At 68.0% G+C, this 12511-nt stretch carries 13 protein-coding genes and 1 pseudogene; 6 read left to right on the top strand and 8 right to left on the bottom strand.

Going from position 1 to position 12511, the window contains the following annotated elements; all coding sequences use genetic code 11:
- Positions 1–78: 78 nt before the first annotated feature.
- Positions 79–468, top strand: coding sequence for a response regulator (locus GGR24_RS03895; RefSeq protein ID WP_183393948.1), 390 nt, complete (start codon positions 79–81; stop codon positions 466–468).
- Here GGR24_RS03895 and GGR24_RS03890 read toward each other — a convergent pair.
- Together GGR24_RS03890 and GGR24_RS03885 are read right to left on the bottom strand one after the other, a co-directional pair.
- Positions 431–1372 carry a beta-propeller fold lactonase family protein gene (locus tag GGR24_RS03890; protein WP_343066182.1) on the bottom strand — a complete coding sequence of 314 codons (942 nt, stop codon included), beginning with the start codon at positions 1370–1372 and terminating at the stop codon, positions 431–433. The genes GGR24_RS03895 and GGR24_RS03890 overlap by 38 nt on opposite strands.
- Positions 1373–1400: 28 nt before the next feature.
- On the bottom strand, positions 1401–1928 hold the full coding sequence (locus GGR24_RS03885) for an SRPBCC family protein (RefSeq protein ID WP_183393947.1): 528 nt from the start codon (positions 1926–1928) through the stop codon (positions 1401–1403).
- Positions 1929–2137: 209 nt separating this feature from the next.
- On the opposite strand from GGR24_RS03885, the gene GGR24_RS03880 reads away from it, so the two are divergent.
- Complete coding sequence (locus GGR24_RS03880; protein ID WP_183393946.1) at positions 2138–3331, top strand: GNAT family N-acetyltransferase; 1194 nt, start codon at positions 2138–2140, stop codon at positions 3329–3331.
- Between the two features lie 60 nt (positions 3332–3391).
- On the top strand, positions 3392–3811 hold the full coding sequence (locus tag GGR24_RS03875) for an HIT family protein (protein WP_183393945.1): 420 nt from the start codon (positions 3392–3394) through the stop codon (positions 3809–3811).
- An 18-nt stretch (positions 3812–3829) separates the two neighbouring features.
- Here GGR24_RS03875 and GGR24_RS03870 read toward each other — a convergent pair whose 3' ends face one another.
- From GGR24_RS03870 to GGR24_RS03850, 5 genes are all read right to left on the bottom strand, one after another.
- Positions 3830–4171: an AzlD domain-containing protein gene (locus GGR24_RS03870; RefSeq protein ID WP_183393944.1), complete on the bottom strand. Its 342-nt coding sequence runs from the start codon at positions 4169–4171 to the stop codon at positions 3830–3832.
- The gene (locus GGR24_RS03865) at positions 4168–4917 is read right to left on the bottom strand and encodes an AzlC family ABC transporter permease (RefSeq protein ID WP_183393943.1); all 750 of its coding nucleotides are present in this window, start codon (positions 4915–4917) and stop codon (positions 4168–4170) included. The genes GGR24_RS03870 and GGR24_RS03865 overlap by 4 nt, the downstream gene beginning before the upstream one ends.
- Before the next feature lie 44 nt (positions 4918–4961).
- Positions 4962–7373: an ATP-dependent Clp protease ATP-binding subunit ClpA gene (gene clpA, locus GGR24_RS03860; RefSeq protein ID WP_183393942.1), complete on the bottom strand. Its 2412-nt coding sequence runs from the start codon at positions 7371–7373 to the stop codon at positions 4962–4964.
- Positions 7374–7383: 10 nt separating this feature from the next.
- Entirely contained in the window at positions 7384–7800 is a 417-nt protein-coding gene (clpS, locus tag GGR24_RS03855; RefSeq protein ID WP_246397926.1) for an ATP-dependent Clp protease adapter ClpS, read from the bottom strand.
- A 223-nt stretch (positions 7801–8023) separates the two neighbouring features.
- Entirely contained in the window at positions 8024–8356 is a 333-nt protein-coding gene (locus GGR24_RS03850) for a phasin family protein (protein ID WP_183393941.1), read from the bottom strand.
- A 355-nt stretch (positions 8357–8711) separates the two neighbouring features.
- Here GGR24_RS03850 and GGR24_RS03845 point away from each other — a divergent pair, with 355 nt between their 5' ends.
- Complete coding sequence (locus tag GGR24_RS03845) at positions 8712–10295, top strand: serine hydrolase (protein ID WP_343066181.1); 1584 nt, start codon at positions 8712–8714, stop codon at positions 10293–10295.
- A 15-nt stretch (positions 10296–10310) separates the two neighbouring features.
- On the opposite strand, the pseudogene GGR24_RS17585 reads toward GGR24_RS03845, so the two are convergent.
- Positions 10311–10559, bottom strand: a pseudogene (locus tag GGR24_RS17585) (DnaJ domain-containing protein); the annotation flags it as partial.
- Between the two features lie 405 nt (positions 10560–10964).
- Here GGR24_RS17585 and panC point away from each other — a divergent pair.
- Together panC and GGR24_RS03830 are read left to right on the top strand one after the other, a co-directional pair.
- Positions 10965–11858 carry a pantoate--beta-alanine ligase gene (gene panC, locus GGR24_RS03835; protein ID WP_183393938.1) on the top strand — a complete coding sequence of 298 codons (894 nt, stop codon included), beginning with the start codon at positions 10965–10967 and terminating at the stop codon, positions 11856–11858.
- Positions 11859–11897: 39 nt separating this feature from the next.
- Positions 11898–12449 (top strand): rhodanese-like domain-containing protein, encoded by a 552-nt coding sequence (locus GGR24_RS03830; protein ID WP_183393937.1) that lies wholly within the window; start codon positions 11898–11900, stop codon positions 12447–12449.
- The last annotated feature ends 62 nt before the right edge of the window (positions 12450–12511 follow it).

Here is a 12511-nt window from a genome sequence, read left to right as displayed (position 1 = left end):
ACGATAATGTGGCGGAGTCGCCGCTAGACGCTGCATCTGATCCTGCCGCGCTATAAACGTCACACTCGAAGGCCGCTCGTGCGCGTTCTGTACGTTGACGACGAGTCGGACATTCGAGAGATCGCGCAGCTCGCGCTCGAGCTTGATCCCGCGATACGAGTCCGGACCGCCGCCACAGGCGCGGAGGCAATCGCGCTCGCTGAGAGCTTCGCGCCTGACCTCGTCCTGCTGGACGTCATGATGCCGGAAATGGACGGCGTGGCCACCTTGGCGCAGCTGCGCAGCCACGACGCGACCCGGCGCACGCCGGTCATTTTTATCACGGCGCGGACCCAAGCGAGCGAAGTGCTCCGCTTCAAGTGTCTGGGCGCGCTCGCGGTGATCCCGAAACCGTTTGATCCGATGCGACTGGCCGCCCAGGTCCGCGCCCTTATGGAGCCGGAGGGCCCGCCCCAGTCGGCCGGATAAAGAGGCCGAACGCGCGCGGGCCATCGCCCGTCGTCATCTCGCCGGTAACCTTCAGCGTCTCGGAATCGATCACTGTCACGGCGTTTGAGGCCCAGTTCACGATATAGACGCGGCGTCCGTCGGCCGAGGCCTGCGCGCCCTCGGGGTATTCGCCGACCGCTACCACGCCCAGAGACTGGAGCGAGGTCGTGTCGAACACCGACACCTGCCCCGCATACTGGTCGGTCACGAAGGCGCGCCCATTCGCCAGCGCGACCACGTAGGGCCGCTCGCCCACCTTGACGGCGCCGACGACCTTGCGGGCGGCGATGTCGATGACCGAGACGTCGTTCGAGGTGACATTGGCCGTGTAGGCGCGCTCGCCCTTGGCGTCGATCGTCACGCCGAACGGGTGCTGGCCCACGGGAACGGTCCCGAGCACCTTCTGGCCGGCCGTATCGATGATCGAGACCTGATGGGATTCCCTGTCCGCCGACAGGAGCAATTTGCCGTCTGGCGTGACGGCGAGACCCGACGGCGACTTGCCGACCTCGATGCTGCCGGTCACTTCCCGCTTTTCCGGGTCGACCACCAGAATCCGCGACGCATACCAATCGGCTACGTAGATCGGCGAACCAGACGGATGCACGGCTACGCCAAGCGGACCGCCCTCGAGGGGAATGCGGTGCAGGAGCTTGCGGGCCGGCGCGTCGATAATCGAAAGGGCGCGTCCGTCAGGGCTCGTGACGTAGACGCGCGCGCCGTCGGCCGAGACTGCGACGCCCGCCGGCTTGCCGCCGATCGGTATCGTGGCGACCGCCTTGCCGCTGTCGAGGTCGAGAACGCTCAGATCGTCCTCGGCCTGATTGGTGACGAACGCCTCATCGGCGCGGGAAGACCCCGCGCCGACGAGGAGCAGCGCCACAAAGGCTGCGAGAATGCGGGGGATCAGATCAGCTCCCCTTCTCGAGCTTCTCCTTGAGGGCGTCGAGCGTCGTCCGGTAGAGCCCGTTCACCGCCTTGACCGCCGCCTCGTCGTTCAGATCCGCCGGGGGATCGTTGTTCGGGTAGCCGCGATAGAAGGCGCCCCACCAGACGACCTTGGTCTTGTCGCCGTCCGGGGTCACGGTCACCTTGGAGGAGTAGTTGGTGACCGGCAGAACCTTCACGTCCACATTGCTGATGCGGTAGTGGAAGGTCTTGCCCTCGTCGTAGGTGTCCAGCACCTCTTCGACCGTGCCGCCGCCCTTCAGGGTCAGCTTGCGGGTCGCGCCCTTCTCATTGCCGCCCTGCCCTTCGGTCTTCTCGACCACCGGGATCCAGCTGGCGTCCTGGAAATTCCCGATCGCCTTCCACACCTTGTCGGCGGGGGCGTTGATCTCGACCTCCTGCTGGGTTTTCTGCCGGGTCGGGCCATGCGCCTGGACGGCGCTCGCGAGCCCGAGCAGGACCGCAGCGGCGGCGAGAAGTTGAATCTTCATGCGTCGCTTCCTTCCACCTTCGGCGCCCGCGGCAGGGTGATCCGCCGCGAGCGACCTTTCTTGGGCCGTACGGCCGCGCCGCATAGAACCAAAGCACGCGCCGCGGATAAAGCCCTGACTGACCGACGGTTCGCCGCACCCCTGGGCCTTGGACACGGCTCGCCCGCAACCTAGCTTCCTGCGGCTACCCACACGCACAAGCGCCAAGAATGTCAGAGCGACCATCCTTCCGCGCGCGCCTCGTCGGGCGCATCGCCGACATCGACGTCGCGGCCTGGCAGGCCGCCGCGCAGCCCGGAGGGAACGCGGGATACAATCCCTTCGTCGACCACAGGTTTCTCAAGGCGCTCGAAGATTCCGGGGCGGTCGGCCCCGGCACGGGCTGGACCCCCGCCCATATCGCGCTGGAGGACACGGAGGGCGCGACGGTCGGCTTCGCGCCCTGCTATCTGAAGAGCCACAGCCAGGGCGAGTACGTCTTCGACCACGCTTTCGCCGACGCCTATGAGCGGGCGGGCGGACGCTACTATCCCAAGCTGCAGGTGTCGTCGCCTTTCACGCCCGCCACCGGCCCGCGCCTTCTGGCGGCGCCCGGGCAGGACCGGGAGGCGGTCCAGTCCGGACTTGCGGCGGCGCTGCAGGCGCTGACGCGCCAGATCGGCGCCTCCTCCGCGCATGTGACGTTCATCAGCGAGGCCGAGCAGGAGCTGCTGGTCCGGCAGGGCTTCATCGCGAGGACCGACCAGCAGTTTCACTGGCGCAATGAGGGCTACGGCTCTTACGACGACTTCCTGTCGGCGCTGGCGTCACGCAAGCGGAAGCAGCTGAAGCGCGAGCGCCGCGAGGCGTCGGCGGACGGGATCGTGATCCGCCATCTGACCGGATCGGATCTGCGCGAAGAGCACTGGGACGCCTTCTTCGCCTTCTATCTCGACACGGCGTCCCGCAAATGGGGACGGCCTTACCTGAATCGCCGGTTCTTCAGCCTGATCGGCGAGGCGATGCCGGAGCGGATCCTCCTGGTGCTCGCGGAGCGGGCGGGGAAGCCGATCGCGGGCGCGCTGAACTTCATAGGGGGCGATGCGCTCTATGGGCGCTACTGGGGGGCGGTCGAGGAACATCCGTTTCTGCATTTCGAGGTCTGCTACCATCAGGCGATCGACGCCGCGATCGCGCTCAAGCTGCCGCGCGTCGAGGCCGGTGCCCAGGGCGAACACAAGCTGGCGCGCGGCTATCGGCCGGTGACGACCTACTCCGCGCACGCCTTCGCCGACCCCGGTCTGGCGCGGGCGGTGAAGGACTATCTCGCCCGCGAACGCCGCCACGTCGCCGAAGCGCACGACGCGCTCGAGACCGCGACACCTTACCGGCGAACTCCCGCCGCCTCTGAAGAGGGCGCTTGACCGGAACGCGCCGGCGCGATCCTTTGGCCGCCCTTTCTTCCCGACGGAGCCGCGCCGCCGATGGCTGAGTACGACCCCGAGAACATTTTCGCCAAGATCCTGCGTGGCGATCTGCCGGCCCACAAGGTCTATGAGGACGAGGCCACCCTGGCCTTCATGGACGTCATGCCGCGAGCGGACGGCCATGTGCTGGTGATCCCGAAAGCCCCGTCACGGACGCTGCTGGAGGCGGAAGCCGCGGATCTCGGACCGCTGTTCGCCGCTGTGCAGAAGGTCGCGCGCGCCGTGAAGGCGGGCATGGGCGCCGAGGGCGTCACCATCCAGCAGTTCAACGAGACCGCGGGCGGTCAGGTGATCTTCCACACCCATATCCATATCCTGCCGCGCTGGACCGACGTGCCGCTGAGGCCTCACACGGGCCAGATGGAGAAGCAGGACGTGCTCGCCGCGCACGCGGAGAAGATCCGGGCCGCCCTGTAGGTCCGGGGAGCCTCGCAGCTAGGCTCCGAGCGCGACCATCCCTGCGATAAGGGCGATCTCCGCGGTCGCCACGCCCAACGCAAGGGAACGGCGGCCGACTGCATAGGCCGCGATGCCCGCGGCCGCCGAACCGAGACGGAGCCAGAGCGGCGCCAGCGCAAAGCCGCCGCTCGGCGAGAGCACGAGTTTGGCCACCAGCCCCGCGACCAGCGCCGTGGCGACCATCCGCACCCAGGCGAACACCGCGCCGTCCTCGTTCAGCCTCGCGGACAGCACCGCGCCGAGGACCCGCCAGAGCTCGTTGGCGAAAAAGGCCGCGACCACGGCGAGCAGCAGGAAGCCGACGTCGGGGGTGGTCATTGGGCTGACCGACGCCGGCGCGCGGCCTTGTCGATCAGGAAGGCGATGGTGCCTCCGATGATCCCCGTCCAGAGCAGATCGAAGCGGGGCGTCACGGTGGCGATCAACGGCGCCAGAACGAGCCCGAGGCCGATCGCGAGCCGCTCTCCCAAGCCCCAGGCGCCGCGCTCGAGCGAGAGCAGGAAGTAGATCGGCGTCAGGCCGAGCAGGCCGATGGACAGCGCAGCCGGAAGCAGGCCGGCCGCCGCGTGGCCGGCCGCGGTCGCGATGGTGCTGCCCAGCACCAGCCCGTTTGCGAGGCCGAGGAAGAACGGCATGCGGCTCTCGCGTTCAAGCGCCGGCGTGCGCCGCAGCCCCTCGAACCAGGCCGTCACCGCGACGTAATGGGCGGCGAGCAGACGCGCGCCGAGGGAGGTGCGGTCGGAGCGCAGGACCGGAAGGATCGAGACCACCATCGGCAACAGCCGCACCGCGGAGATCGTCACGGCGAGCGAGGACGCCGCGATGCCGGCCCCGCTCGCAAGCGCGCCGGCGAGCACCAGCTGGGCGGGGGCCGCCCAGATCAGGATGGTGGACAGCGCCGCGATCCAGATCGGCCAGCCGAAATCATGCGTCATCGCCCCGAAGCCGGTGAAGCTTCCGAACAGCACGAGGCCGGGCGTGCTCAGGGCCGCGCGCGCGCCCTGCCAGAACGGACGCGAGGCGCCGACCGGGGTCGGCGCCTCCTGAGAGGGCGTCAGATCCATCGAGCGATCAACCCGGCGCGCCAAGCGCCGGGCTTCGCGCCCGCTCAGCCCTCACTGCGCACGAGCGGCGGCGCCTTGGAGCCGCCTTTCCGGGAGCCTTCCGAGCGACGGCGCGCCGGTCTCTCGCCGTCCGCGTCGCCGATCTTCTCGGGCTTGGGCGTGACCGGCCCTTCCGGGAAGGCGAAACCAAGTCCGGTCTTGCCGTCCTCCTTGGTCTCGACCAGCACGCGGACCGCGCCGCCGCCCTTGAGCCGCCCGAACAGAACCTCGTCGGCGAGCGGCGTCTTGATCGCCTCCTGGATGAGACGCGCCAGCGGCCGGGCGCCCATCTGCGGATCGTAGCCGCGCTCGGCGAGCCAGTCGCGCGCCTCGTCGGAGAGCTCGATGGTGATGTTGCGATCGGCGAGCTGCGCCTCGAGTTGCAGGACGAACTTCTCGACGATCTGCCGCACCACCTCGATCGGCAGATTGCCGAAGGCGATGATCGCATCGAGCCGGTTGCGGAATTCCGGCGCAAACAGACGGTTGATCGCGTCGGAATCCTCGCCGGACCGCTTGGAACGGTTGAAGCCGATCGGCTCCTTGGCGAGGTCGGAGGCTCCCGCATTGGTCGTCATGATCAGGATGACGTTGCGGAAATCGACCTGCTTCCCGTTGTGGTCGGTCAGCTTCCCGTGGTCCATCACCTGCAGCAGGATGTTGAACAGATCGGGATGCGCCTTCTCGATCTCGTCGAGCAGCAGCACGCAATGCGGGTTCTGATCGATGCCGTCCGTCAGCAGGCCGCCCTGATCGAAGCCGACATAGCCCGGAGGCGCGCCGATCAGACGGCTGACCGTGTGGCGCTCCATGTACTCCGACATGTCGAACCGCAGCAGCTTGACGCCCAGGAGCGACGAGAGCTGGCGGGCGACTTCGGTCTTGCCGACGCCGGTGGGCCCTGAGAACAGGTAACAGCCGATCGGCTTCTCCGGATCGCGGAGGCCTGCGCGCGCGAGCTTGATCGTCGAGGAGAGCGCCTCGATCGCCGCCTCCTGGCCGTAGACCACGCGCTTCAGGCTCTCGGTCAGCGACCGCAGCACCTCGGCGTCGTCCTTGGAGACGGACTTCGGCGGGATGCGGGCCATCGTGGCGATGGTCGCCTCGATCTCCTTCACGCCGATCGTCTTGCGCCGCTTGTTCTCAGGCAGGACCATCTGCGAGGCGCCCGTCTCGTCGATGACGTCGATCGCCTTGTCGGGCAGCTTGCGGTCGTTGATGTAGCGGTGCGCGAGCTCGACCGCGGCCTTGATCGCCTCGTTCGTGTAGCGGACCTGGTGATAGCTCTCGTAGTAGGGCTTGAGGCCCTTGAGGATCTCGACCGCGTCCTCGACCGAGGGTTCGGCCACGTCGATCTTCTGGAAGCGCCGGACGAGCGCCCGGTCCTTCTCGAAGTGCTGGCGATACTCCTTGTAGGTCGTCGAACCGACGCAGCGCAGCGTTCCGGAAGCGAGCGCCGGCTTCAGCAGGTTCGAGGCGTCCATCGCGCCGCCGGACGTGGCGCCCGCGCCGATGACGGTGTGGATCTCGTCGATGAACAGGATCGCGCCGGGGGTCGCCTCGAGCTCCTTCACGACCTGCTTCAGCCGCTCCTCGAAGTCGCCGCGATAGCGCGTGCCCGCCAGCAGCGCGCCCATGTCGAGCGAGAACACGGTGGCGTCCTGCAGGACCTCAGGCACCTCGTCGCGAACGATGCGCAGCGCCAGGCCCTCGGCGATCGCCGTCTTGCCGACGCCCGGGTCGCCCACGAAGAGCGGGTTGTTCTTGGTCCGGCGGCACAGGATCTGGATGGTCCGGGTGATCTCGGCGTCACGGCCGATCAGCGGGTCGATCCGGCCCTCGCGAGCCTTCTTGTTGAGGTTGACGCAATAGGCGTCGAGCGCGTCGGCCTTCTTCTTGCCGCCGCCCGGCGTCTCCTCGGCGCTCGCTCCGGCTTCGTCGTCGGCCCCGCGCGCCGGGCGCGCCTCGGACAGGCCCGGACGCTTGGCGATCCCGTGGCTGATGTAGTTCACGGCGTCGTAGCGCGTCATGTCCTGCTCCTGCAGGAAGAACGCGGCGTGGCTCTCGCGCTCGGCGAAGATCGCCACGAGCACGTTGGCGCCCGTGACCTCTTCGCGACCGGAAGACGTGACATGGATGACGGCGCGCTGGATGACGCGCTGGAAGCCTGCCGTCGGCTTGGAGTCCTCGGACGTGTCCCCGACCAGATTGTCGAGTTCGGCGTCGACGTACTCGATCAGGTTCCGGCGCAGGATCTCCAGGTCGACATTGCAGGCCCGCATGACCGCCGCGGCGTCCTGATCGTCAACCAGGGACAGCAGCAGGTGCTCGAGAGTGGCGTACTCATGGTGACGCTCATTGGCGAAAGCGAGAGCGCGGTGGAGAGACTGCTCGAGGCTGCGCGAGAATGACGGCAATTGCTTTACCTCACTTCTTTTCCATGACGCACTGCAATGGATGCTGGTGCTTCCGAGCGAAATCCATGACTTGCGTCACTTTGGTTTCGGCCACCTCGTAGGTGTAGACGCCGCACTCCCCCGCGCCGTGATTATGGACGTGGAGCATGATCCGCGTCGCAGCTTCACGGTCCTTTGCAAAAAACTGTTCCAGCACATGCACGACAAACTCCATCGGAGTGTAGTCGTCGTTAAGTATCAGCACCCGGTAAAGGCTCGGCCTCTTGACCTTCGGGCGCGTCTTCGTGACGACGCCCGTGCCAGGACCCGCATCCTCCACCCGGCGCAGCCCGCCGGTGAGTTTCGCGGCCCGAAGGGCCGCACCGCTGCGCCGCACATCCGTCCGACGCAGTCCACGCTTCGAATTGCTCGTCCTCGTCTCCCTCATGAGTCAGCCGCCGCCTCGTCAGTCGTCGCGGCGCGTACGAGGGACCGCGCGGCGCCGCATCACATTCATCCGAGCTGATCCTAGCTCTGGAGCATCACGCACGCCAGACTGTCGGAACGTCCCGCCGACGATCAAGTAGGTAGACGCGCAGGCAAAAAAAAGCCCGGCGAGAAGCCGGGCTGGGGTGCGCCGGTCGCGGGACCGGGCCGATGACGTCAGCGCCTCACTTGGCTTTGGTGAAGGCCGTCTCGATCGGCTTGTAGCTTTCCTTGGCGATGTCCGCGTAAAGCTCGCCGATCTTGGTCGCGCGGGCGAGATACGTCTCATAGCTCGACCTCACGAACTGCGACTGTACCTCGAACGCCTTGTCCACACTCTTGGCGCTGGCGATCTTCTCGACCAGAGCGGTGCCGTCCTCGAAGGCCTTCTTCGAATAATCGGCCACTTCGACGGCGATCGCCTGCAGACCCTTGCTCACGGCTCCGAAGCTCTTGAGCGCGAGATCCATGTTCTCGCGGCCGTACTTCTGAGCGTCCTCGAACGTGTTGGTCGTCATGCCGGTCTCCTCCTGGAGGGTTGGGCTGCGCCACGCGCGCCCCGCTGTCTTGAAAGCGGCTCAACCCTTCAGCGGAGCGCTTTCGAACGTCTTAGCGTTCAAGCGGACGGAATATATGCAGTGCAGCATGACTGTCAAGATCGTGTTTTGCACCGCACAACCCGCGATTTCGCCTTAACCCCTCCGTAACCGCGTCTGCTTAGCGTCGTTGACTGCGCTGTCCGGGAGACGCCGACGGCGCGAGGCGGGCGTCGAATGGGTGGACCGGCAACGTCCACCTGGCGCGGGCGATACGGGAATGCGTGTGATGAAGCCGAGTTGCGTTGTGAGTTGGAGCGGCCGATTTGTCACCTGCGTGGCCGCCGCGGGCGTGCTGACAGGCGCGATTTTCGCCACGGTCGATAGCGCCGAGGCGCGATCAAAGAAGCGCCACTCGTCTCAGCACAAGGCCCGCATCGCGCCGGCCGCCACCTTCACCGGCGCCTCGAACTACGCCGCGCTGGTCGTCGACGCCAAGACCGGGGCGGTCCTCTACGAGAAGAACGCCGACAACCTCCGCTTCCCGGCCTCCGTCACGAAGGTGATGACGCTCTACCTCGTGTTCGAGGATCTGGAGCGCTCCCGCATCAGTCTCGACAGCCGCATCACGATGTCCGCGAACTGCGCGGCCGCGGCGCCCTCCAAGCTCGGCCTCCGGCCCGGCCAGTCCCTGCGGGTCGAGGACGGCATCAAGGCGCTTGTGACGAAATCCGCCAACGACGTCGCCTGCGCGTTCGCCGAAAATCTCGAAGGCTCAGAGGCGGGCTTCGCCGACCGCATGACGCGCAAGGCGCGCGCCGTCGGCATGAGCAAGACCGTATTCCGCAACGCGTCCGGCCTGCCCAACCCGACCCACGTGTCGACGGCGCGCGACCTGGTGACGCTCGGCCGCGCGATCCAGGACCGCTTCCCCCGTTATTACGGCTATTTCGGCACGCGCGTGTTCAACTTCGCCGGCCGCACCATGCCGAACCACAACAAGCTCCTCGGCCGCGTCGAGGGCGTCGACGGCATCAAGACCGGCTACACCAACGCCTCCGGCTTCAACCTCCTCACCTCGGTGAAGAGCCAGGGCCGCAGCATCGTCGCCGTCGTCATGGGCGGCCGCACCGGCCCCTCGCGCGACGCCCACATGCGCGAGCTGATCGCGCTCAACCTGCCGAAGGCCCAGTCCGGCTCGCGCACCGCGCCGCTGGTGGCCGAGAATGATCGTGGCTCCAGGAGCACCCGTCCGGCCGTGATGGCGAGCGTGCCGACCCCGCTGCCGCTGCCGGCGCCCTTGATGCCGGTCCGCGAGCAGCAGGTGGCTGACGTTCCGGTTCCCCTGCCCTCGCCCGCCCCTGTGGCCTCGGGCGCGACGCCCAAGGCCGTGGCGCGGGCGCTCCCGCCGGCGGAAGAGCCGGTCGCGGTCGCTTCCCTGCCGGTCGAGCCGGAGCCGGCGCCTGCCGTAGCCGAGGTCGGCCAGCCGATGCGCTGGGTGGTGGGCAACCAGCCCTCCGTCACCGGCAGCGTCGCCCGGAAGCCTGATCCGGTCGTGGCCGCCGTGATCGAAGACCGCGAGGAGGCGCCCGCGCGCCCCGTCCGGGTGGCCTCCGCCACGCGCGATCTCGACGTCGCGCCGCGGCCCGCCCCTACGGCGGAGCGCGCGCCCGTCCGCTCGGGCTGGATGATCCAGATCGGCGCCACGACCGCGCCGGACCAGGCGCAGCAGCTGCTGTCGAACGCGAAGGCCAAGGGCGGGGCCGTCCTCAAGCGCGCAGAGCCGTTCACCGAGACGTTCACGAAAGGCGAGACGACCTATTACCGGGCGCGCTTCGCGGGTCTGAACGAGCGGACGGCTGGCGCGGCCTGCAAGGCGCTCAAGCGCAGCTCCGTCAGCTGCTTCGCGATCAAGAACTAAGGCGGACCGGGGAGGCTAGGCATGTCGCCGCGCCGCGAGAACGTCCTTGGCAGCGTTGACCCTCGCCGCGAGCTCGGTCGACCCCCCTTGGTCGGGATGGACTTTCTTCATCAGCGCCCGATGCGCACGAGCGACCTCCTCCGCGGTCGCCCCCGGCTGCAGGCCAAGGACCTGATACGCCTCCTCTTCCGTCATTACGCCCGACCGCCGGCCGCGGACGTCTCGCTCTCGGCCCCCCGGGTTCGCGTGACCCTGGAAGTCCGGACCCCCTCCGGCCGCCCCGCCGCGACGCTCTCTTTCACCGACTCTTGAAGGGGCGCGGCGCGCAAGCGCGCCGGTCCCGAAGGCCCCCAGCGCCATCAGGATCAGCCCCGGGATCGGCTTGCCCGTGAGAGCGAGAGTCAGTCCCAGCGCCCAGCAAAGCGCTGAGGCCACCTGCACGGACCGCCGCGACCGCCGCGGGTCGGACTTGATGACGATGCGGGTCAGCGCGACGAGGGCGGCGAGCGCCATCGCTCCCAGAAGAATCCAGATCATGTCTTTCCTGCTCGTCCGCCGCCAGCCTGGCGGCGCGGGACCGCGGCGAACGCGGCGTGGCGCGCAGCCCGACATCCTGATAACGCAGGCGCCCCGCCGCCGCGAGAGCGGCAAGGTGAGAGTGAGCGCCCGATGTCCCCACCCGTCGTCGTCTCCACCGTCTCGGAACTGAGAGCCCGACTGCGCCCCTGGCGCTCGGGGGGCGGCGGGATCGCGCTGGTCCCGACCATGGGCGCGCTGCACGAAGGCCACCTGTCCCTGGTTCGGAAGGCCGCCGAAGAGGCCGAGAAGGTCGTGGTCTCGATCTTCGTCAATCCGACCCAGTTCGCGCCTCATGAAGATCTCGCGACCTACCCGCGCGATCTGGCGAGCGACCTCCGGAAGCTTGAGGGCGTCCCGGTCGACCTCGTCTTCGCGCCCGATCCGGCCGAGATGTATCCGGAGGGCGCATCGACGGTCGTCACCGTCGGGGGCCCCGCCAACGGCCTCGAGAGCGACGCCCGACCGCACTTCTTCGCCGGCGTCGCGACGGTCGTGGCGAAACTGTTGATCCAGTGCGCGCCCGACGTGGCCGTGTTCGGCGAGAAGGATTTCCAGCAGGCCGCGGTGGTTCGGCGGCTGGTCCGTGATCTCTGCTTGCCGGTCCGCATCGAGACGCTTGCGACTGTGCGCGAGCCGTCAGGTCTCGCGCTGTCGTCGCGGAACGCCTATCTGAGCGCTGCGGATCGGGACACGGCGGCGACGCTGCACAAGGCGATGACGGCCGCCGCAGGATCGATCTCCGCGGGCGGGAACCCGGAGGCGGCTTTGGCCGTTGCACGGCGGCAGATGGAAAGCGTTGGGTTCACGATAGATTATCTCGAACTCCGCGACGCGGAGACGCTCGGGGCTTACGATCCGTCCCTGGATCGTCCCGCGCGGCTTCTCGCCGCCGCCCGGCTGTCAGGCGTTCGTCTAATAGACAATATCCCCGTCATCAAAGCTTCAAACCGCGGCGGCACGATGGCCGCGGCGCGGTATACTTAGCGTGCGCTGATCCGAATCACGTTCGAAGGACCGCCTGACATGGCGTTCACGAGTTCTGCGCTTCCCAGCATGACGCCGCTTACCGCTCTTCAGCGGCCTGGCAGCCAGGCCCGCAGGCGCGCCGAGACGCCGCTCGCGATCAAGGCTCCGGAAGCGATCGCCATGTGGCGCCGCAAACAGGTCGTGATGGTCGATCTGAGCGACTGGGAGACAGCCGATCAGCGTGGGTGGATCGAAGGTTCATTCCATTGCCCGCCCGGCGAGTTCGCCGGCCTCGTCGATCCCGCGAGCCCCCTTCACACCCGACTGTTCGAGCCCGGCAAGGTCTTCATCTTCTATGGCGGACCCAAGGCCGCTCCGCTGAAGGCCGCCAAACGCGCCCGCGCCCTCGGACTGAGCGGCGCCCGCGCGCTGCGCGGCGGCCTGGCCGCATGGCGCAACGCCGGCGGGCGGATCGCCGGGCATCCGAACAGCCCGTTCCCGGTGCTCAAGGCGTCGTTCAACATCACGCTGAAATACGCGCTGGCGGCCCTGCGCCGGAGATACGCGAAGTTCCGCCGCCGGGGGGGCCAGACGCCGCGAAGCGCTTAGCAGGCGGAACTCAGCCGCAGCCGGCCGATCGCGCGAGACGCCGAGACCTGCGAGACAGCCCG

The sequence above is a fragment of the Hansschlegelia beijingensis genome (genome assembly GCF_014196425.1).
GTDB classification, from domain to species: domain Bacteria; phylum Pseudomonadota; class Alphaproteobacteria; order Rhizobiales; family Methylopilaceae; genus Methylopila; species Methylopila beijingensis.
The sequence above is the reverse complement of the archived record's forward strand: the minus strand, read 5'-3'. Positions and strand labels throughout refer to the sequence as shown.